This is a genomic window from Streptomyces sp. NPDC043952 (assembly GCF_056435325.1).
In genome coordinates this window covers 35,650-56,811 of the sequence record NZ_JBWKES010000002.1, presented here as the reverse complement: position 1 = coordinate 56,811, position 21,162 = coordinate 35,650, and the positions used below count along the sequence as shown (strand labels likewise).

The 21,162-nt window shown below is 72.0% G+C and carries 16 protein-coding genes; 5 read left to right on the top strand and 11 right to left on the bottom strand.

Annotation, left to right across the window (positions count from 1 at the left end):
• Window positions 1-45: 45 nt before the first annotated feature.
• Window positions 46-1,326 (bottom strand): phosphopyruvate hydratase, encoded by a 1,281-nt coding sequence (gene eno, locus AC069R_RS02240; protein ID WP_397982875.1) that lies wholly within the window; start codon window positions 1,324-1,326, stop codon window positions 46-48.
• A 193-nt stretch (window positions 1,327-1,519) separates the two neighbouring features.
• Here eno and clpX point away from each other — a divergent pair, with 193 nt between their 5' ends.
• On the top strand, window positions 1,520-2,830 hold the full coding sequence (gene clpX / locus AC069R_RS02235) for an ATP-dependent Clp protease ATP-binding subunit ClpX (RefSeq protein ID WP_478763754.1): 1,311 nt from the start codon (window positions 1,520-1,522) through the stop codon (window positions 2,828-2,830).
• A gap of 112 nt (window positions 2,831-2,942) precedes the next feature.
• Here the strand turns inward: clpX and AC069R_RS02230 are convergent, their stop codons facing one another.
• The 4 genes from AC069R_RS02230 to asnB are packed head-to-tail and all read right to left on the bottom strand — an operon-like array spanning window position 2,943 to window position 7,420.
• Entirely contained in the window at window positions 2,943-4,046 is a 1,104-nt protein-coding gene (locus tag AC069R_RS02230; RefSeq protein WP_478763752.1) for a diiron oxygenase, read from the bottom strand.
• A 40-nt stretch (window positions 4,047-4,086) separates the two neighbouring features.
• Complete coding sequence (locus tag AC069R_RS02225) at window positions 4,087-4,371, bottom strand: PqqD family protein (protein WP_478763750.1); 285 nt, start codon at window positions 4,369-4,371, stop codon at window positions 4,087-4,089.
• Window positions 4,371-5,225, bottom strand: a complete 855-nt coding sequence (locus AC069R_RS02220; RefSeq protein WP_478763748.1) for a hypothetical protein — start codon at window positions 5,223-5,225, stop codon at window positions 4,371-4,373. The genes AC069R_RS02225 and AC069R_RS02220 overlap by 1 nt, the downstream gene beginning before the upstream one ends.
• Window positions 5,222-7,420: an asparagine synthase (glutamine-hydrolyzing) gene (gene asnB, locus AC069R_RS02215; RefSeq protein WP_478763746.1), complete on the bottom strand. Its 2,199-nt coding sequence runs from the start codon at window positions 7,418-7,420 to the stop codon at window positions 5,222-5,224. The genes AC069R_RS02220 and asnB overlap by 4 nt, the downstream gene beginning before the upstream one ends.
• A 559-nt stretch (window positions 7,421-7,979) precedes the next feature.
• On the opposite strand from asnB, the gene AC069R_RS02210 reads away from it, so the two are divergent.
• Window positions 7,980-9,761 carry a M28 family peptidase gene (locus AC069R_RS02210; RefSeq protein ID WP_478763745.1) on the top strand — a complete coding sequence of 594 codons (1,782 nt, stop codon included), beginning with the start codon at window positions 7,980-7,982 and terminating at the stop codon, window positions 9,759-9,761.
• A 35-nt stretch (window positions 9,762-9,796) separates the two neighbouring features.
• On the opposite strand, the gene AC069R_RS02205 is transcribed toward AC069R_RS02210, so the two are convergent.
• The 6 genes from AC069R_RS02205 to AC069R_RS02180 form a co-directional block, all read right to left on the bottom strand.
• Window positions 9,797-11,245 carry an amidase gene (locus AC069R_RS02205; RefSeq protein ID WP_478763743.1) on the bottom strand — a complete coding sequence of 483 codons (1,449 nt, stop codon included), beginning with the start codon at window positions 11,243-11,245 and terminating at the stop codon, window positions 9,797-9,799.
• A complete protein-coding gene (locus tag AC069R_RS02200; RefSeq protein WP_478763742.1) occupies window positions 11,238-11,423 on the bottom strand; it encodes a hypothetical protein in 186 nt (61 codons plus the stop codon). Before AC069R_RS02200 ends, AC069R_RS02205 begins: the two co-directional genes overlap by 8 nt.
• A gap of 23 nt (window positions 11,424-11,446) precedes the next feature.
• On the bottom strand, window positions 11,447-12,772 hold the full coding sequence (locus tag AC069R_RS02195; protein ID WP_478763740.1) for an LLM class flavin-dependent oxidoreductase: 1,326 nt from the start codon (window positions 12,770-12,772) through the stop codon (window positions 11,447-11,449).
• A 4-nt stretch (window positions 12,773-12,776) separates the two neighbouring features.
• On the bottom strand, window positions 12,777-14,801 hold the full coding sequence (locus tag AC069R_RS02190; RefSeq protein ID WP_478763738.1) for an FAD/NAD(P)-binding protein: 2,025 nt from the start codon (window positions 14,799-14,801) through the stop codon (window positions 12,777-12,779).
• Between the two features lie 17 nt (window positions 14,802-14,818).
• On the bottom strand, window positions 14,819-16,009 hold the full coding sequence (locus AC069R_RS02185) for a tRNA lysidine(34) synthetase (protein WP_478763737.1): 1,191 nt from the start codon (window positions 16,007-16,009) through the stop codon (window positions 14,819-14,821).
• Between the two features lie 152 nt (window positions 16,010-16,161).
• Entirely contained in the window at window positions 16,162-16,374 is a 213-nt protein-coding gene (locus AC069R_RS02180; RefSeq protein WP_397982863.1) for a hypothetical protein, read from the bottom strand.
• A gap of 348 nt (window positions 16,375-16,722) precedes the next feature.
• On the opposite strand from AC069R_RS02180, the gene AC069R_RS02175 reads away from it, so the two are divergent.
• From AC069R_RS02175 to AC069R_RS02165, 3 genes are all read left to right on the top strand, one after another.
• Window positions 16,723-17,712 (top strand): hypothetical protein, encoded by a 990-nt coding sequence (locus tag AC069R_RS02175; protein WP_478763736.1) that lies wholly within the window; start codon window positions 16,723-16,725, stop codon window positions 17,710-17,712.
• Window positions 17,709-18,728, top strand: a complete 1,020-nt coding sequence (locus tag AC069R_RS02170) for a hypothetical protein (RefSeq protein WP_478763734.1) — start codon at window positions 17,709-17,711, stop codon at window positions 18,726-18,728. Before AC069R_RS02175 ends, AC069R_RS02170 begins: the two co-directional genes overlap by 4 nt.
• Window positions 18,729-18,983: 255 nt before the next feature.
• Complete coding sequence (locus tag AC069R_RS02165) at window positions 18,984-21,140, top strand: DEAD/DEAH box helicase (RefSeq protein ID WP_478763733.1); 2,157 nt, start codon at window positions 18,984-18,986, stop codon at window positions 21,138-21,140.
• The last annotated feature ends 22 nt before the right edge of the window (window positions 21,141-21,162 follow it).

Sequence of the window (21,162 nt, the reverse complement as noted above, 5' to 3'; positions counted from 1 at the left end):
GCGCGGGGCAGCCCGCAGGCCGGTGGTGAGGGGAAAGTGCCGGTGTCAGCGCACCCGCAGCACGCTGCTGCCCGGATAGAGGGCCTGCGAGCCCAGCTCCTCCTCGATCCGGATGAGCTGGTTGTACTTGGACGTGCGGTCGGAACGGGACAGCGAACCCGTCTTGATCTGCCCGCAGTTGGTGGCGACCGCGAGGTCCGCGATCGTGGTGTCCTCGGTCTCACCGGACCGGTGCGACATCACCGCGGTGTACCCGGCCTTGTGCGCGGTCTCCACGGTGGTGAGGGTCTCGCTGAGCGAACCGATCTGGTTGACCTTGACCAGGATGGAGTTGGCGTAGCCGTCGCGGATGCCGTCCTTCAGCCGCTCGACGTTGGTGCAGAAGACGTCGTCACCGGTGAGCTGGATCTTGCCGCCCAGCTCGCGGGTGACCTGCTTCCAGCCCTCGATGTCGTCCTCGGCCATCGCGTCCTCGATGGAGGCGATCGGGTAGCGGGAGACGAGCGTGGTGAGGTAGGCGATGTGCTCCTCGACCGAGCGCTTGACGCCCTCGCCCGCGTAGTCGTACACCCCGTCGTGGAAGAACTCCGAGGTGGCCGGGTCGAGCACGAGGACGATGTCCTCGCCGGGGGCGTACCCCGTCTGCTCGATCGCGCGGACCACGAAGCTCAGGGCCTCGTCGGCGGAGCGCAGGTTGGGCGCGAAGCCGCCCTCGTCCCCGACGTTGGTGTTGTGACCGGCCTCCGCCAGGGCCTTGCGCAGGGTGTGGAACACCTCGGAACCCATCCGCACCGCCTCGGCGAAGTTCGCCGCGCCCACCGGCGCGATCATGAACTCCTGGAAGTCGATCGGATTGTCGGCGTGGGCACCGCCGTTGATGATGTTCATCATCGGCACCGGCAGGGTGCGCGCGCCGACACCGCCGACGTAGCGGTACAGCGGGAGCCGGTGCGCCGCGGCGGCGGCCTTCACCGTGGCGAGCGAGACACCGAGGATCGCGTTGGCACCGAGGGCGCCCTTGTTGGGCGTGGCGTCGAGCCTGATCATCGTCTCGTCGACGAGGTACTGGTCCACGGCGTTCAGGCCGCGCAACGCCTCCGCGATGGGCCCGTTGACCGCGTCGACGGCCTTGCGCACGCCCTTGCCGTGGAACCGGGACCGGTCCCCGTCGCGCAGTTCGACGGCCTCGTTGGCACCGGTCGAGGCTCCGGACGGGACCGCGGCGCGGCCGAACGAGCCGTCCTCAAGGGTGACATCGACCTCGACGGTGGGATTGCCACGGCTGTCGACGATTTCACGGGCTACGACTCGGGATACCGCGGTCATGTGACTCCTCGGACGCATTGATTAACTCGCCTCCATCCTGCCAGAGTTGTGCGGGCCGTGCGACGGACGTCTCGCTATTCGCAACCCAGGCCCCCCGATTGAGCTGGCCTATCCTCAATTGATCGATCCCGCGGGCGGGTTGGGCGTGTTCCGCGCACCCGATGTTTCGCGACCGCACGAAGGAGTTCACCCAATGACGGTTGTCGGCATGCGTGACACTCAGCTCACCTGCTCGTTCTGCGAGAAGAGACAAGACGAAGTCTTGAAGATCGTGTCCGGGCCGGGCGTGCACATCTGCGACGGCTGCGTCGACCTGTGCGCGGAAGTGGTCGCGGAAACGAGAAACGGGGGACAAAAGGCAGGTCTCGCCGGCGGCCTTCCGAAGCCACGTGAGATACGGGCATTCCTGGACACCTATGTGGTGGGCCAGGAGCGCGCCAAGAAGTCGCTTTCCGTCGCCGTGTACAACCACTACAAGCGGGTGCGCGGCGCGGCCGTGGACGACGACGACGTCGAACTGGCCAAGTCCAACATTCTGCTCCTCGGGCCCACCGGCTCGGGCAAGACCCTGCTCACCCAGACCCTGGCCCGGATCCTCGACGTCCCCTTCGCCATCGCCGACGCCACCGGCCTCACCGAGGCGGGCTATGTGGGCGAGGACGTGGACGCGATCCTGATGAAACTCCTCCAGGCCGCCGACCACGACCCGCGCCGGGCGGAGACCGGCATCGTCTACATCGACGAGATCGACAAGATCGGCCGCCGGGGCGACGGTCCGGCTGTCTCGCGTGATGTCTCCGGCGAGGGCGTGCAGCAGGCTCTGCTGAAGGTGCTCGAAGGCTCGTTGGTGACCGTCGCCCCGCCGGGGCGGGGGACCGGTGCGGTCGCCGGCAGCCGCAGCCGCACCGCCCAGGAGGGCATTCAGATCGACACCTCGCACATCCTCTTCATCGTCGGCGGCGCCTTCGCGGGCCTGGAGAAGATCATCGAGGCGCGTGTCGGGGCCCAGGGCATCGGCTTCGGCGGCAGCGTCCGGTCCCGGCACCGGACCGCGGCGGACGACCTCTTCGCCCAAGTGACCCCCGAGGACCTGGTGAAGTTCGGGATGATCCCCGAGCTGATCGGCCGCCTGCCGATGGTCACCTCGGTGGCCCAGCTGGACCGGGAGGCGCTGCTGCGGATCCTCACCGAGCCGAAGAACGCCCTGGTGCGCCAGTACCGCAGGCTGTTCCGACTGGACGGTGTGGAACTGGCCTTCGAGCCGGGAGCGCTGGAGGCGGTGGCCGACCAGGCGCTCAGCCGGGGCACCGGGGCCCGCGGTCTGCGGGCCATCCTCGACGAGGCGCTGCTGCCGGTGATGTACGACGTGCCGTCGCTGGAGGACGTGGCACGGGTGACGGTCACCGAGCGGACCGTGCTGAAGGGCGAGATGCCGCTGCTGACGCGCGAGGACGACTCGGTGGTGGAGCACGACTCGGTGGCCGGGCACGAGGCGAACGGGTGACGGCGGCCCGCCGCGGCTGATGTGTGGCGGGCGGTGCCGGGGAACTGGACACCCGGCACCGCCCGCCGGTCCGTGGGCGGGCGCAGCCGGCCGGCGTCGGGTCCGGACCGCCTCAGTCGAGCAGGCCGTACGCCGCCAGCGCGTCGTGGGCGGCGGCGCTCTCGAAGGCGCCGAGTTCCCGGAAGTAGCGCCGGGTCTGCTGGGAGGTGGCACGGGCGTGACTGCTCAGCACCTCGGGCGTGTACACCTCGGCGAGGATCTGCTCGGCGTCGTCGCGGGTCAGCTCGTAAGCGGTGAGTTCCTCGCGCAGCGCGTCGAGATCGGGCCGCAGGAAGGCGTCCATCAGCGCCGGCACCAGCCGGCCGGCCGTTTCGCGCTCCGCCGGTTCGAGGTGCGCCCACAGACGGTGCAGGAAGTGCGCGAAGTAGGCGTGGTGGCGGCCCTCGTCGAGGGCGTGGTCCCGGATCGTGCCGGTGACGGCGGGGGCCACCGCCTCGCGTTGCGGGATCTCGGCGAGACTCGCCGAGATCAGGGTCTCCGAGACGATCACGAACAGCAGCTCGGCCAGGGGCCGTTCACCGGCCGGCAGCTCGGCCAGCAGATCGCTCAGCCGCCGCAGGAAGAAGGGTTCCTCGGGCAGTCGGGGGGCCGTTCCGGTCACCGCCTGCACCTGGTCCGCGAGATCCGCGGAGAACAGCGCGTGGTACGCCTCGTCGCAGTACATCTTGTAGGCGTCGAGGCGCATTTCGCCGGGCACCGGGACGCCCACCGTGCCGCGCGCGATGCCCAGCACGGTGCGGTTGACGACCAGGTACTCGAGCTTGGCGGTGAAGTCCAGGTACCGGTACAGGTGCTGAACCAGCACCTCCTGGAACTGCGGCGCGGGCAGGTCGCGGACGAGCGGGTGCCGGGTGACCGGTACCAGGTCGGGCGGGAACAGCCACGGTGCCGGACCGCCGTCGCGGGGATCGGCGTCGAGCAGCCGCCGGGGGGCGCTGCGCACGCTGGAGCGCTCGTACCAGCTGCGGAAGGGACTGCGGTAGGGGGCCGGCTCGCCGCTCGCGACGGCCGGATCGGCGCCGTCGGCCTCCGCGGAGGTCTCGCCGCCCTCCGTCCCCCGCGCCGTCCCCGGATCGGGCGACGGCGCGCGCAGCAGGCGCCGGGGACAGTACGACAGGGCCGAGCAGCCGACGAACATCCCTACCGTCCCGCACATGCCGGGCCCTTCCCGCAGAAGCCCCCGCGTGCGGCCGCGGTCACGCCACGACCTCCACGACTCCGTGCCCGAGCAGCTGGACGGCGAAGTCCACGGTGTCCGCGGTGGCCTCGTCGACCCCGACGCCGTACTCCTCCGCGAGTCCGGCCGCGACCTGCCGCAGCGTCGACGTGCCGTCGATGCGGCGGAAGATGGCCTGGGCGACCTCGTCCAGTTCCAGGGCCTGGTCCTGCACGGCGATGTACAGCTTCCCGCGGTACTTGCGGGTACGGGCTTCCATCCGGCGGCGCACCACGCTGTCCGGCTGCAACTCCGTGTCTCTCATCAGTGAATCTCCACATCGATCGACAGATCTCTGCATAGCTGCACGACTCGGGTGACCCAGCCTCCGGGCCGGTCGTGGGGGAGGTCGCGCATGGTCTCCACCGCCCAGTAGTCCTCGTACGACAGCTGCCGGGGCCGTACCTCGTGGAACCGCCGGGCCCGCCACTTGGGTGTGCGGGAGCCGAACGCCCCGTGGCTCTCCAGGAGCGCGTCTACCACGTGGCCGAACGCCTTGCGGGCGGACAGCACGGCGCTGTCGGTGTCGTCGGCGGCGAGCTGGCCGAGCGCGTCCTCGATCGAGGCGTCCGCCTCGGCGAGCGAACGTGCCGTCACGAAGGCGCGGAAGGCGGTCGCCCCGAGTTCCAGCCGCCGGCCGCGCACCCATGAGGTGCCGCTGAGCGTGAGACAGGTGACCAGCTGCTCCAGGAACCGCTCCTCCGCCCCGGTCAGCACGTCGGAGGCGACGGTGCGCTCCTCGAACCGCGCCCAGGACACCTTCGCCAGCATCTGGTCCACCTGGGTGTCGAGCCAGTACGTGACTTCCCAGCGGCGTCCGTCGACGTCCGCCACCGCCACGGGCACCGAGGCCGGCCGCAGCGGCACCGGGATGGCGTGCACGGCGGGCCCGTGCCAGGGTCCGGTGGCGATCACGTTGAAGTCGTAGTCGCTGCCTTCGTTGGCCCAGCCGCGGGCGACGGACCCCGCACACGTCACGGCGAGGTGGACGACGGGCAGCAGCCCGAGGTCCTCCAGCTGCTCCAGGCAGCCGAGCAGGGCCGACTTCGCCGCCAGCGCTTCCCAGGGGCCCTGCACCAGGGCGGTGTCGGGGTTGCGCACCGGGCCACGCCTGGTCATTCCGCGCGAACCACCGACGTCAGCAGTCCCAGCTCCAGGGCCTCGGCCGCCAGCGGGGTCACGGCGGCGGTATCGGCGCCGAGCGCGGCGACCAGCTCGCCGTAGGGCCGCTTGCCGTCCAGGGCGTGCAGGAACCGCAGCCAGTCGGGGTTCTCCACCTCGTCCAGCACGTACTCGATGCTGCCGTCGACCACGAGGTACCACACGGCGGGCTCGTCGGCGGAGTGCAGCAGCAGGACGTGCTCGGGCAGCTCCAGCACCTGCTCCTGCGTGACCTCCCGGCGGCGCACCACACGGGCCTCGACGGCCTCCCGCTCGGCCGCCCAGTCGGTCACCGGGACGCTCTGCGGCACCGGCGCCTTGCGGGACTCGACGTGCGGGGTGGGCAGATCGCGGGTCATCCGCTCCAGCAGCCCGAGGTTGACCACGCGCAGCAGCAGCTCCACATGGCCGGCCGACGGGTCCTGCTCCAGCCTGCGCAACTGGGCGCGGACCTGGTCGGCGTCCAGGCGCTCGCGGGCCGCGTCGCTGGCGAGCGCCTCGTCGAGCAGCTGATCGCCGTTCTGGGCGAGCATCCGCAGGAACGTGCGGTAGGTGAGGTGTTCGCCGCTGCCGTAGAAGAAGGGGCCCTTGGGGCGGTTGACCATCTCGGGCGGCAGGATGCCCACCATGGCCCGGCGCAGGATCTGCTTGTCCCACACCAGGTTCGCCCGCAGCGGTTCGGGCACGGCCGCCACCAGCTCGATCAGCCGGTGGTCGAGGAAGGGCACCCGCGCCTCTATACCGTTGCCGGCCGCGGTGCGGTCCTCGTGCCAGCAGTTGTAGAGCTGGACATCGCGGTACTTCCAGCGGAACAGCTCCGCGTACGGGTCGCTCGCCGGCCGGCCCGCCACCTCGCGCAGATAGCGGGCGCTGACCATGGAGCGGCCCGCCCCGTCCCACCACGCGCCGACGTCCGGGCGCAGGGCGCGGTCACGGGCGGTGCCGAGGGCGTCGACGTTGCGCACGAAGTCGGGCCATTCGCCGCCGCCCGCCATGGTCTTCGAGTAGCCGCCGTTGAATTCGTCGGCGCCACCACCCAGCAGCATGGCCTTGATCTCGGGTGCGTGGGCGCCGACGTAGCGGTACATCTCGTACTTGTAGAACGTCTCGGGGCCCGCGAGCGGCGTCTCCAGCAGCCACAGGTGCCGCTTCCACTCCTCGGCGGAGGGAGTGTGCGAGGAGTCCAGCAGCACCTGGTGGTTGGCCAGGCCGAGGACGCCGGCGATGTGGTGCGCGGACTCGGCGTCGCCGTTGGCGAGGGTGCTGCCGTTGAGCGCGGTGAACGTGCGCGGCTTGAGGGAGGCGAGCGCCGCCACGGCCGCCGAGTCGATGCCGCCGCTGAGGAAGAGGCCGATCTCGACGTCGGCCATCTGGCAGTCGTCGATGCTCTCGGCCAGGATCCTGCCGTAGTCCGCGACGAGCTGCGACTCGGAGGCGGCCGCGTCGCCCTCGTAGGAGGGGAAGTCCCAGTAGCGGTGGGTGGAGCGGGAGCCGTCGCCGAGGTCGAGCGTGACGATCGACGCGGCGGGCACCAGCTCGATGTCCCTGAACCAGGAGTGGGCCGGGCTGTCGTCGGTCACCGGCGCCATGCTGAGCAGCTGGTCGCCCAGCGCCCTGTCCCAGTCGAGTTCGCGCGGGCAGTCGGGGTCCTCGAAGAGTGCCTTGATCTCGGACGCGAAGACGACCCGCTCGCGGTTGAGGTGGTAGAAAAGCGGCTTGATGCCGAACCGGTCGCGGGCGAACACCAGACGGCCGCGGTCGCGGTCCCACAGCACCAGCGAGAACATGCCGCGCACCCGGTCGAGGAAGCGCAGACCGTCGCGGCGGTAGAGATGGAGCAGCACCTCGCAGTCGGAGCGGGTGCGCAGCCGGGTGCCGGCGGGCAGACCGGCCGCCAGCTCGCGGTGGTTGTAGATCTCGCCGTTGGCGATGAGCACCAGGCCGCCGTCGTCCGTGGCGAGCGGCTGCGCACCGCCCTCCGGGTCGACCAGGGACAGCCGGACGAAGCCCAGGCCCAGCGGACCGGAGCGGAAGTACGTCTCGTCGTCGGGGCCCCGGTGGGCCACCGCGCGTGCCATCCGGCGGAGCAGGGCGTCCGCTTCCTCACCAACGGGACGGCCGTCGACTCGGGCGATGCCGGACAGGCCACACATACTTCTACCTCGCTCGCTGCGGGAGACTGGATTGACGCCGGGTCCGGTGCCGGTGCGGCACCGGGCTTGCCGCGCCCGGCCGGGACCGGGCGCGGCAAGGGATCGTCCGAGCGGACTCAGACGACCATCTTCAGGACGGTGCCGGAGGTGACCTCCTTGGCAGCCGGCTTGGCGTACTTGCGCATATCATTCACCTCCCCTGCGAAATCTCTGGAATGCCTCGGGCGGGAAAGTCGCCCTCGGCATTTCCGAATTCCGACAACGGAATGCAACAAGCCGCGCGGTGGGCCCGTCAAGGTCCACATGAGACAGTCAACAGTTGAACTACAGCAGGGGAGTTGACGTTGCCGCAGGTGAGCGGGGTTGCCGACGGGGCGTTCCGGCTCTGCCGCCCGTGGGAAGAACGAGTACGACGTGAGACAAGTCCGCGATTGCCGAGCCGCCTTCGGGCTCTGTAAAGATGGGGGCGCCGGTATCCGATCCGATTTGCTCCGGAGTACCTTCCATGGGCTATTCACAGATTTCGGACGATTCTCTGGTCCGACGGCTCCTGCGCTCGGTGCCCATCGACGCCGTCATGGACCACGTCGAGCAGGTGAGCGCCCATGACCGCTACCAGGCGTCGCTCGGCCTGGAGCGCGCCGCCCGGCTGGTGGCCGAGTCGGCCGCGGCGGCCGGGCTGGCCGACGTGGGCGTGCGGCGCTATCCCGCCGACGGCGAGCCGCAGTGGTGGACCTTCCGCGCCCCCGTCTCCTGGACACCGCTCGACGCCCGCCTGACCGTGTTCGCCGGACCGGGCCCGGACACCGCCGTGGTGTTCCGGACGGACCACGCCGAGCAGCCCTTCGCCGTGGCGACCTACTCCGCCGCCACCCCCGAGGGCGGCGCCGTCGCCCGGCTGGTCCCGGTCCGCGGGAACGACCCGGTCGGTGCCGCCGTGGCCGGGGCGATCGCGGTGGTGGACCGGGCGGCCTTCACACGGGGCTCCCTGCCGGCCGAGCTGACCGCCGCCGGAGCGCTCGGTCTCCTCACCGACGCACCGTGGAAGGGCAGCGCGGATGCACCGTACGTCGGCCGTATCGAACTCCCGCCGGACAGCGCCCTGTTCGGCTTCAGCCTCACCCCCGAGAGGTTCCGGCAGGCCAGTGCGGCCGCGGACCGGGGCGCGGTCGCCCACGCCGAGGTCACGGTGGACAGGACCGCCGCCATGCCCCTGGTGAGCGGAGTGCTGCCGGGCGACGACGACGCGGGGGAGATCTGGCTCACCGCCCACCTGTGCCATCCGCGCCCCGGCTCCAACGACAACGCGTCCGGGGTCGCCGCGCTGCTCGGCATCGCCGACACCCTGGCCCGGCTGCGGCGCGCGGACGCCCGGTTTGGCACCCGGCGCCCGATCAGGTTCTTCTGGGGCGCCGAGTTCCTCGGCAACGCGGCCGTCCTGCACGGGCGTTCACAACCGGGCGGTGGCGGTCTGCCGCAGGCGCTGATCAACCTCGACATGGTCGGGGAGGACCAGGCGCTGTGCCGCTCGCCGTTCGTCGTCGAACGGCCGCCGGAGACCACGCCGACCCTGCTCGCGCCCCTTGCCGAGCACGTGGTGGAGCAGGTTTTCACGGCCACGGCCAGCAGCCCCGGCACCTGGCAGCCGTCCCCGTTCCTCGGCTTCTCCGACCACGCGCTGTACGCCGACCCCTCGGTGGACCGGCCCGCCGTCCAGTTCTGCCACCCGGCCGACCGGTTCAACCACTCGGCCGGCGACTCCCCGGACAAGGTCTCCGCGGTGGAGATGACGCGTTCCTGCGTGGCCGGCGCCGCCCTGGCCCATCTGCTCGCCTCGGACGGGCCCGACCCGGCGGCGCGGAGCGCGGTGGTGGAGCGCTGGTGCCGGACCGAGCAGGAGGCGGCGGCCCGCCTGGCGCGGGACACCGGGGGCGCGGACGACGGCTGGTCCCGCGGTCTGCTGGACCATGTGGCGCGCCGCGCCGCGGCGTTGCGGGCGCTGGCCGCCGGAGCGCCGGCGGCCGAGGCGCGCCTGCTCGCCGGGGCGGGCGCCGCCGCGGCCGGCCCCCCGGTGCGCCGGAACTGGCCGGGGCCGCTCAATCTGCGGGCCATGCTCGGCGAACTCCCCGTCACCACACGGACGGTGCTCGGCGGGATGATCGCCGAGGACAAGCACCACCTGTCGGTCCTGTTCAACCTCGCGATCCGGGCCGACGGCGCGCGCGACCGCGAGCGGATCGTCACCGAGACGTCGTACGGTCTGCGCCGCCCCCTGGACCCCGCCACCACGGACCGCCTCTTCGACGCGCTCCTGGAGTCGGGCTGGCTGACGGAGGGCTGACCCCTCGCCGCCGGCCGGGGCGCGGCAGCCGCGGCTCAGACCCCCGGTCCGCCCGCCGCCGCCCGCACGGTGAAGCCGGCCGGCCGCTCGTCCGGGTGCCGGGTGATCTCCTCCACCGCCGAGCCCACCCGCAACACCGTCACCTCGTCGAAGGGCCGGCCCGCGATCTGCATGCCCAGCGGCAGTCCGCTCGCGGACCGGCCGGCGGGCAGGGCCAGGGCCGGGTGGCCGGTGACGTTGAAGGGGATGGTCTGCATGGCGGTCAGTTCCCGCGGCGGCGGCCAGTCGACCGGGAAGGCGTCCAGCCGGGGCGCCGGCGCGAGCCCGGTCGCGGTCACCCACACGTCGTACCGGTCGAAGACCGTGCGCCGCACGGCGTCGGCCAACTCCTGCCGGACCCGGTGCGCCTGCACCAGGTCGGCCGCGCTCAGGCCCGCCGCCGGCGCGACCCGCTGATAGGTGTACCGGCCGTAGGAGCCGGGCCGCTCCCGCAGGTCGGCCTCGTGGATGGCGTACGCCTCGGCGGCCATGATGACCCGCCCGCACGCGTTGAACAGCCGGTACGGCGGAGGCTCCACCTCGTGGACGGTGGCCCCGCGCCGGGCCAGTTCCGCCAGCACCCGCTCGATGGCCGCCGTGACCTCCGGCGAGGTCGCCGGGTCGTCCCGGAACCAGCACGGCGAATAGGCGATGCGCAGCCCCCGCACCCCCTGTCCGAGACCCGCCGTCAGGTCCGGCACCGGCCGCCGGACACTGCCCGGATCACGCGGGTCGTACCCGGCGATGACCTGGGTGGCGAGCGCGGTGTCCCGCACGGTCCAGCCCAGCGGACCGATGTGGTCCAGCGCGTACGACAGCGGGAACGCGCCCCGCCGGGACACCAGTCCGTAGGTGGGTTTCAGGCCCACGGTGCCGCAGTGGCAGGCCGGGCCGCGCACCGATCCGCTGGTGTCGGAGCCGATGGCGATCCGCACCAGCCCCGCCGCCACGGCCGCACCGGCGCCCGAGGAGGACGCGCCGGTGAAGTGATCGGTGTGCCAGGGATTGCGGGCGGGCGGGAAGGGCAGTTCCGGGCTGGGCCCGCCGAGCGCGAACTCGTGCGTGGCCAGCTTGCCGACCAGGACCGCCCCGCCGGACCGCAGCCGCGCCTCGGCCTCGGCGTCCTCGTCCGGTATGTGCTCCGCCATGAGCCAGGAGTGGCTGGTGGTGCGGATGCCCCGTGTGTCGAAGATGTCCTTCAGGGCGTAGGGGATGCCGTGCAGCGGGCCCCGGTCGAGCCCCGCCGCCAGCTCGTGGTCGGCACGGTCGGCGTCCTTGAGCGCCCGTTCCTCGGTCACGGTCACGAAGGCGTGCAGCACCGGGTTGGCCTCGGCGATCCGCGCCAGCGTGTGCCGGGTCAGTTCGGCCGAGGTCAGCGTGCCCGAACGCAGCCGCGCACCGGCCTCGGCGACGGAGAGCTCGTGCGGTTCGCGCGGTTCAGGCATCGTCGTCCTCCACGGTGAGGCGGTACACGGCCGACGGCTCGTGGCCGGCCGGACGACCGGGATCACGCAACAGGTCGGCGAACACCATGAGTTCCGCGTACGACGCGGCGGCCCCGGCCAGCCACTCGTCCGGCACCGTCAGCCCGGCCCGCCGTGCCACCTGAAGGAATTCCGTCACGCTCGTCTGGTCCTCGGCCCCGGTCACCGTCCCGGCCTCCGCAGTCCGAGGTGGTCGCGGAGCGTGCTGCCCTCGTACGCGCTGCGGAACAGCCCGCGCCGGCGCAACTCGGGCACCACCAGGTCGACGAAGTCGTCCAGTCCGTCGGGCAGGGACGGGGGCATCACGATGAAGCCGTCGACGGCACCGCTCTCGAACCAGTCCGCCAGCTCGTCCGCGATCGACTCCGCCGTGCCCACGACCTGCCGGTGACCCCGAGAGCCGGCCACCCGCTGGTACAGCTGCCGGACGCTCAAGCCCTCGTCGGCCGCCATCCGTACCAGCAGGTCCCGCCTGCTCTGCCCGGAGTTGGAGGGCGGAAGCCGCGGCAACGGCCCGTCCAGGTCGCAGCCGGAGAGGTCGACGTGCCCCAGTTCGCTGGCCAGCAGGTCCAGCCCCACCTCGGGCTGGATCAGCTCCCGCAGCCGCTGCGCCTTCTCCTCGGCCTCGGCCCGCGTACGGCCCACGAAGGGAAAGACTCCGGCCAGGACCTGCAAGGAGTCGGGGTCACGGCCGTGCTTCCCGGCGCGTGCCCGGACGTCCTCGGTGAAGGCCCGCACGTCGTTCTTGTCGTGCTGCGCGGTGAACACCACGTCGGCGGTGGCGGCGGCCAGGTCACGGCCGGGCCCGGAGGAGCCCGCCTGTATCGTCACCGGGTGCCCCTGCGGAGTGCGCGGCATATTGAGCGGCCCGCGCACCGAGAAGTGCTCCCCTCGGTGGTCCAGGGGCCGGACGCCCTCCGGCTCGAAGAACAGACCGGACTCCTTGTCACGGACCCAGGCGTCGTCGTCCCAGGTGTCCCACAGCCCCTTGACCACCTCGGCGAACTCCTGCGCCCGCCGGTAGCGGGCGTCGTGCTCGGGGTGCTGGGGCAGGCCGAAGTTGTAGGCCTCGAACGGGTTCTGGGACGTCACCAGGTTCCAGCCGGCCCGGCCCCCGCTGATGTGGTCCAAGGAGGCGATCATCCGGGCCGTGTGATAGGGCTCGTTGTAGGTGGAGGAGACCGTGGCGGTCAGCCCGATCCGTTCGGTGACCGCGGCCAGGGCCCCCAGCAGGGTGAGCGGCTCGAACTGGGCCACGTACCGGATGGCGGTACGGCTCAGCTCCGACAGGTCCGCCCCGCGCATCGCGGAACTGTCCGGCAGGAAGAGGAAGTCCAGCGCACCGCGTTCCGCGGTCCGGGCCAGCTCGGCGTAGTGCGCGAAGTTCACACCCGCGTCGGCGGGCACCTCGGGGTGGCGCCAGGCCGCCACGTGATAACCGGTCGGGTACAGGAAGGCGCCGAGCCTCATGTGGGAGTGCCGAGTCAACGCGTCAACCATCTCTCTGCATACGGGAACGGGGATCCTTCGGGCGGGGCATGCGCTGCGCCGCCTCCTCCGCCCAGTCCGCGGCCACCGAGAGGACCGAGCTGTTGGAACGGGGCCGGGCGGCGCTCTGCTGGAAGACCCGGAGCCCCTCGGCGGGCGCACCGAGGAACGTGAGCCGGTCCTCGCTGGAACCGTCCGGCAGCACCGGGTGGAAGCGCTCGGTGAGGTCCAGCGCGCCCGGCACGAAGTCGTCGGACCCCAACGGCCCCCGGTTGTGCCACAGCCGCACCAGACCGGCGTCCAGCAGGGACCGGTACAGCGGCAGCACGTCACGGCGGGGGTCGAACGGATGGACCCGGCCCTCGACCACCGTGTCCACCGCCCGCACGACCCCCGTCCTGCCGCCCGTCACGGTGAACCCGCCGGTGGCGCCGTCCCCGGCCGGACGCACCGCCGGCTGCGGCCCCACGGACAGGTCGAGCAGCCCGGCGTCGAGGAGGGCCAGCACCTTGCGCATGGGCTCCAGACCCGCGCCGTTGGAGAGGCGGTTGTAGTGGCGCAGGTGGACGCGGACGAAGCGGCGGTGCGCATCGGGGGTCAGCCCGCCGAAGTCCACCGCCTCGCCGAAGACCGCCCGCAGGTCGCGCCAGACCCCGTCGCAGGCCGCCTTCGCGGCGTTGCGCAGATTCCCCTCCAGCGCGTCGAGGTGATCGCGGCGCAGGTGGTCGGCGCTGCGCCGGGCCCAGTCCGCACCGTCGTCGCCGCGCCGGGCCGAGGACGCGGGCAGCGGGTCGAGCAGCGCCCGCCAGTCGAACCGGCCGGGCTCCGCCGCGCCGAGCGGGGCCTCCAGCGCCGCGATCAGCGCGTCCGCGCCCGCCTCACCCCACGGCCCCCGACCGGCCAGGAAGTCCCGGTGCGCCGGCTCCACCGCCGCGCGCAGCCGCCGTACGGCCGTCCCGTCCCGCAGGGTGCGGTGGTGCACCCAGGCCATCTCCAGCGCGACGAGCGGGAACAGGTGCCGGTCGAAGTCGAGCTGCCGGCGCCCGTCCGGCACGGGTATGCCGACGCGTGCGCGCAGGGTGCGCACCGCCTCGACGGTGAAGAACTCCCCGGTGTGCTCCAGCCGGGCCGGATCGGTCACCTTGCCGTTGAGCGGCCGGCCCGAGACGGGCACCCCGCTCGGGCTGACGGCGACGATCACCGACGGTTCACGGCCGGCTGGCCGGTACCGCAGTCCGTGCGGGGCCGCGTCCGGGTCGGCGGCGAAGGTGCCGCCGCGGCCCTCGGTCAGCTGGAGGAAGACATCGATGGCGGTGAGCCCGAGTCCGCGTACCGCCACGGGCCGGCCGGGCGGCACCGCGGACTCGGTCAGCCGCTCGGCCAGGGGGTAGGGGGTGGGCACATAGCCCCGGTGGGCGGCGAGCAGTTCCTCCTCGCTGCCCGGCGCCGGCGTGTTCCAGGAGTGCCCGGTGACGAAAAGGATCTCGTCGGCGACGACGTCACCGCCGTCGGCGGCCCGCACCAGGAACCTCCCGGCACCGGGGCGCTGCCCGGCGCCGGTGCGGCGGACGCCGGTGACCTCGGTCTCCCGCACCTGAACGGTGACACCGGCCACCTCGCGCAGCCGGTCCGCGTAGGACTGGAACATCTCGCGCAGGGCCAGCCCGTGGACGTACCGCTTGGGCACGTCGTGCGGGCGCAGGTCGAAGTCGGCGTGGCCGGTGGCGGCGTACCGTTCGGCACACCACTCCTGGAACGTGGGCCGCAGCGTGCCGGGCAGCAGCTTGCGCGGCGGGTTGCTCGACTCGTCCGGGGCGAAGGCGATCTGTCCGGCCACCCGGTTGAGATAGCCGGTCGGGGGCTGTACATCGCTGTGGACCTCGCCCGCGCCCGGCCGGCCGCCCCGCTCGAAGACCACGATCCGCACCGGTCCGGCCGGCGGCGCGTCCGGCAGCACGGCCGCCAGCTGCGCCATGGCGTACGTGCACATGGGGCCGCCGCCGACCACGACCACACAGTGCGCGGTCATGCCCGCCTCCCCGCCCGTCAGCCGGCGGTGGGCTGCGCGCCGCTGAGCATCTTCTGGAACCTGCGCAGCAGCGGGAAGGGCACCGTGCGCTCGACGTGGAAGCCGAGCTGCTCGTTGTACGTGTACTCGACCGGGTCCTTCATGCTCAGCTGGGACAGACCGCGGGCCACCTGCTCCAGGTAGCCGGGGAACTGGGACTGCATCGCGTAGACGACGCTGTAGTACAGGTTCCGGCCGAGGGAGAAGCAGGGGTAGCGGGCGTCGTAGTTCTCCAGCGAGAACTTCGGGAAGCAGCCGTCGATGATGCGCTTGGGGCACAGCCACAGCGGCAGCACGAGTGTCGTCTCGCCGATCCGCCGGGCGGGGAACGCGGCCGGCTTGAGACCGGTGGTGACCCGGTAGAGGTTCTCGCAGACGATGTCCTCCAGGTTCACACCGGTGGCGATGTACGGCGTACCGATGTCGCGGGCGGCCTTGGAGAGCGCGAGCCGGATCAGCAGCGTGCCGAGGAACTCGAAGTCGTCGCCCTGGAATTCGCGCTCGAACCGGTCGATCAGGTCGACGGAGTCCGCCGGAATACCCAGGAGTTGCTTGACCTCGTCCGCCTCGACGACGGTGAGCTCCAGGCCGTACTTCTCGCACAGGGCCTGCGCCCGCGGCACACCCGCGTCCCAGTCCGGAATGCCCTTGAGGATGACCGGATGGACGGTGATGCCGTGGTCGGAGAGCTGGCTCAGGCCGTACAGCAGGGCATTGCTGTCACCGCCGCCGCTGACGCCGACGACCAGGTCCGCGCCCTGCGGAAGGTGCTCGCGGATGGTGTCGCCGACCCGGTCGGCGATGATCTGCCGGCACTCCTCGGGGCTCAGCTTCTTCAGGAAGGATTCCGCCGTCCCCGACTCGTTGTCGAGCCGCTGGTAGACGTATTCGGTGGCCTCCGCTCCCGGATTGTCGCTCTCGATGGTCTTGAAGTCCTCGATCGAGAAATTGAACGGATTGACGTTCCGGTTGAAGTACAGCAGGATTTCGGAGGCGTCCTCGAATTCGGCCAGGGTGCGGTCGAGCGAGGGCGAAAGGCGCGGGTCGCCGCCGGATTCCGGCAGCACATAGGCCGCGACCGCGGACCACGGAACCCGGTTCCGGTTGAGGATGTCGATGAGGCGCTCGTCGGCCGAGCCGCTCAGCTGCTGCCGACCATGCGAGGTCACAACGGAAACCGTGGGGAGTGCGCGGGACGAGGTGTCGGTCATGACCTTTTCCTCCGACGTCGAATGTGATGGTTGAAAGGAGGAGGGCGAGTGGCCCCGGAAAAACGCCGGGCGGGCGCCGACCGAAAAGGACGGGCCCACCCGGCTGGGTGTTACTGGGCGCCGGTCTCGCAGCTCGCGCCGGTGATGACCTCGAGGCCGTGCTTCGAGGCGGGCACGAAGGAACCGGCGGCACGGAAGGCCTCCAGCTCACGGATGCCCAGGACGGCGCGCCCGGCGGCAACACCGGAAGGAATGAGCTCGACAACCTCATTCTTCAGGTTGAAGTTGCTGCTCTGCACAGCGGTGGAAACAGCTTCGCGCATGTCGACCACCCTCCTTTATCGGTTGAGTGCGGGAAGGGCTTCCCACAGCCCGGAGATTAGCCGGACGCCGACCGCGACCGTCAAGGACGACCAGGGCGCCCTGTATTCCGATCACCACCGGTACTTCTTTACCGAACCGCTCCGGACGCGCCCTAAACCTGTCCGTATTGACCCGTAAACATCTCTTCTGTCGGGGAGTGTGCGGCGCATGCGGCACGATATTTGTCTCAGCTGGGCTGCCCGGCCAGGGGAATTAAAAAAGAGCGTCTCACGTGATCCGGTCTCGGAATGCGGAGCTGCTAGCATCCCCCCGTCCCAGCAAACGGAACCGTCACGGGGGAAGGCCTCATGGCAACGCTCGACTGGTCGGCGCTGACCCGCAGCCAGACGAAGAGGAAGCTGTACGCCCGAGAGACGTACTTCCGCGAGGGGCTGAGCGACGCCGAGGAGGTCCTTGCCGAACGGCTGCCCGCCGCCCTGCGCGACGGCGCCCTGCTGATGCTCAAGCCGGACGGCCTGGCCGCGGGCCGGCTGATCCCCGTCCTGGACTACCTGGGCGAGCACGGATTCACCGTGACCGCCGCCCGCGAGTTCCACTTCCAGCCCTTCCACTGGCGGGAGTTGTGGCGCTACCAGCTCACCTCGGCCACGCTGGACCGGCTGGCCGTCAACGAGTTGCTTCTCGGCGCGGGCCCGGCCCTCCTCCTGCTGCTGCGCAGCGAGTCCGGACATCCGCTCCCCGGCACCGTGCGGCTTTCCACGCTCAAGGGCTCCGCCACCCTGGAGGCGCAGCGGCCGGGCACCCTGCGCGCGCTGCTCGGCCAGCCCAACCGCGTCCTCAGCTATGTCCACGTCGCCGACGAGCCCGCGGACCTCCTGCGTGAGCTCGGCCTGCTCGTCGATGCCGCCGGCCGCCGCGCCCTGCTGGACAGCCTGGCCGCCGGTGCCCCCACCGCACAGGACCAGGCCACCCTGGACCGCGCGCGGGAGCGCTTCGCCGCCCCCAGCCGGTCCCTGGCGCTCGCCGACGTACTGGACCGGGTGACCCGCGCGGTCGAGGCCGCGGGACCCGGCCACGCGGCGGACGCCGCGCGGCACCGGCTGGCGCGCATGGCGCGGGGCGAGCGCGTCGAGTGGCGGCCCTTCCTCGCGGACCTCGCGGCGGCCGGCGCGCACCCCGACCGCTGGGACCTGGCCGCGCTGGGCACCTATGTCATCGAGTACGACGAGCCCGGTCACCCGAAGATGCTGACCAACCCTGATCCCCAGTCATGGGTATCCGCTTCGCAGCCGCATGTGAGCGCCGGCGGCCAGAGCCGGCAGAGGGAGAACGTATGACCAGCGCACCCGTCGCCCGCGACAGCCGGATGCCGGACGCGGAGGTGTGGCGTGCACTGACCGTGTCGTCCACCAAGACCGAACTGTTCGCGGAGGACCTCTACTTCCGCGAGTGCTGGTCCGACGCCCTCGATGTCCTCGGCGCTCCGGCGGGTGCCACCGGCGCCGCCCCGGCGGCCGGGACCGGCCGGGACCGGGCCGCGGCCGACGCGCTGGCCCCGCTCGGCCTGCTGAGCTTCAAGTGCGACGGCATGGCCGGGCGCCGGGCCGAGCGGACCCTGCGCTACCTCGCCGACCAGGGGTTCAGCATCCTCGCCAGCGCGCCCATCCGGCACAACCGGCACTCGATGCGCGAGTTGTGGCGCTACAACTGGCACGTCTACACCACCGACCGGCTCGCGCTGATGACGCTCATGCACAGCGTCACCGACTCGGTGCTGCTGATCGTGCGCGACGACCGCCGCGACGCCGCGGTGCCCGGCTCGGTCCGGCTGGCCGACCTCAAGGGCTCGGCCGACCCCGAGGCCCGCGGCCCCGAGCATCTGCGGACCGTTCTCGACCCGCCCAACAAGATCATCAACTTTGTGCACGTCGCCGACGAGCCGGCCGACATCGTCCGGGAGATCGGTATCTTCCTCGACCGGCCCGAACGCCGGGCCCTGCTCGCCGAGGTGCGGGCGGCCGACGTGGAGGCGGCCACCCGGCGGGCGCACGCGGAAGTGGCCCGGCTGGAGGCCCGCATCCCGGCGAGCGACTTCGACCTGGAGGCCGCGCTCAAGCGGGTCGAGCCGGCCGCCGGGCCGGACGCCCTCGCCCGTCTCCGCTTCGCCGTCTCCGGCGGCACGCGGCTGAGCTGGGACGAGCTGTGCACGCTGCTCGATCCGGCCGATCCGGCGGTCGAGGTCTGGGACTTCGTCCGCATCGCCACCGAGGTGCTCGACGCCGACCGTCCGGCCTCGGCGGACCTGCTGCCGCCCAGCTCCGCCGCCGAGTGGCGGACGTCCGCCGGCCGCTGAGTCCCCGCGCCGGTGTCCGTGATCGTGGATCTGCCGTGTCCGGGAGCGCGCCGGGGTGACGATCCGTACCCGGCCGTCGAGCGGCAGGTGCTCGACGGCCGCGTCCGGTAACGGACGGCGTCCTCGTCCCGACCTCCCCACCTGGTCCCGACCTCCACACCCCCCCGTCGTATGGGAATCTTTTATGTTCCTGGGGGCGCGTGAGTCCGGTGGCGAGGAGTGGGGGCGGGACGGGTGGGGTACGAGGCGCGGGAGGTGGTTGCCGGTGGGGCGCGGTTGTTCGAGGCGGCGCAGGCCGTGGCCGGTGATCATGGCAGGGCCGTCGACGCGGTGCGCGCCGCGCTGAAGCCGATTTATGACGCGCTGGTCAAAAGGGAGCTGGACGGCATACCCGTCGCCCGGCTCCAGGACGTCACCGAGGGACGGCTGCGGCTCGGCAACGTCGACAAGAGCGGGCTGCGCACGGTCGGCCAGGTCCTCGAAGCCGGCCCCTACCGGCTGCGCCAGATCCCCGGCGTCGGACAGCGCACCGTCGACCAGGTGCTCGCCGCCGCCCGGCGGCTGTCCGAGGCCGTGCACGAGACCGTGGCCGTCCATATCGACGTCGACCACCCGGAACCCGCGACCACCGCCCTGGTCCAGGCCCTGCACGTCCTGGTGGAAGCGGGCCCGGCGGCCCGGCGCACGGTGGACGAGGCATCGGCCCTCGCAAAGCGCCTCGGCCCGCTGCTGACCGACGCGAAGCCCGCCACCGGACGGTTCAGGATGCTGCTCGCCGGGCGGGAGAAACGGGCCCGTGCCCTGACCGCGCTCGCCGGAATCCGCTCACTGGTGGCCGAGGCACAGCAGGCCGGGCTGCCCGAAGCGCTGGCCCAGACCTCGGTGGACCTGCTGCGTGGAGCCTCGTCCGACATCGCCGCACGGGTGGACTTCGAGCTCCGCTCCGCGGAGTACTACGGCCTGCTCGCCGAGATCTCCGGCCGGCAACCCGACGCGGCCGCCGCCGAGGGCTTCCTGCCGGACGAGGTCGCCGAACGGGTGCGCACCCAGCACCTCGCCGAGACGCACCGGCGGGTCTCCCTGCGCGGCTACCAGGCGTTCGGCGCGCGCTTCGTGCTCGCCCAGCGCAAGGTGATCCTCGGCGACGAGATGGGCCTCGGGAAGACCATCCAGGCCATCGCCGTACTGGCGCACCTCGCGGCCGAGGGCCGGAGCCACTTCATGGTCGTCTGCCCGGCCAGCGTCCTCGTCAACTGGACCCGCGAGATCGAGGCCCGCAGCGCGCTGCGCGTCACCGTGCTGCACGGACCCGACCGGCACGAGGCGTTCGCCGACTGGCGGGGCCGCGGCGGGGTCGCGGTGACCACGTTCGACGCCCTGCGCGGATTCCCGCTGCCGGGCGGCGGCGAGGTCGGACTCCTCGTCGTGGACGAGGCGCACTGCGTGAAGAACCCGAAGGCCAAGCGGTCCCAGGCCGTGGCCGGATGGGCGGAGCACTGCGAGCGCGCCCTGTTCATGACCGGAACTCCCATGGAGAACAGGGTCGTCGAGTTCCGCAACCTCGTCGGCATGCTGCACCGCGGGATAGCGGACTCCCTGGGCGAGGGGGACGCGCCGGCCGGATCGGTGGCCTTCCGCAAGGCCGTCGCCCCGGTCTATCTGCGGCGCAACCAGGCGGACGTCCTCACCGAACTGCCCAGCCTCCAGCAGACCGACGAGTGGGAGGAACTCAGCGCCTCGGACGAGGAGGCGTACCGGGAGGCCGTACGCGAGGGCAACTTCATGGCGATGCGCCGGGCCGCCTACACGCGCCCCGAGAAGTCGGCCAAGCTGGGCCGGCTCCGGGAGATCGTCCGGGAGGCCGGCGAGAACGGGCAGAAGACCGTCGTCTTCTCCTACTTCAAGGACGTGCTGGGCGTGGTCCGGGACGAACTCGCCGACGACACCGCCCTGTTCGGGCCGCTCACCGGAAGCGTCCCGGCCGCGCGGCGCCAGCAGCTCGTGGACGACTTCGCCGCCGCCGCGGGCCCCGCGGTGCTCCTCGCGCAGATCCAGGCGGCCGGGGTCGGCCTCAACATGCAGGCCGCCTCCGTCGTCGTCCTCTGCGAGCCCCAGCTCAAGCCGACCGTCGAGCACCAGGCGGTGGGCCGGGCGCACCGCATGGGGCAGGTCAGGCCGGTACGGGTGTACCGGCTGCTCGCCACCGGGGGCGTGGACGAACGCCTGGTGAGGATGCTGGCGGCCAAGACCCGCCTGTTCGACGCCTACGCGCGCCGCAGCGCCGTGGCCGAGTCCACGCCGGACGCGGTCGACGTGTCCGACACCGAGCTGGCCCGCCGGATCGTCGAGGAGGAACAGGCACGGCTGGGCGTGGCCGTGCCGGAGGAGAGCCCGCTGCAACCCAGCGAATGACAGGGACGTACGCCACACCACC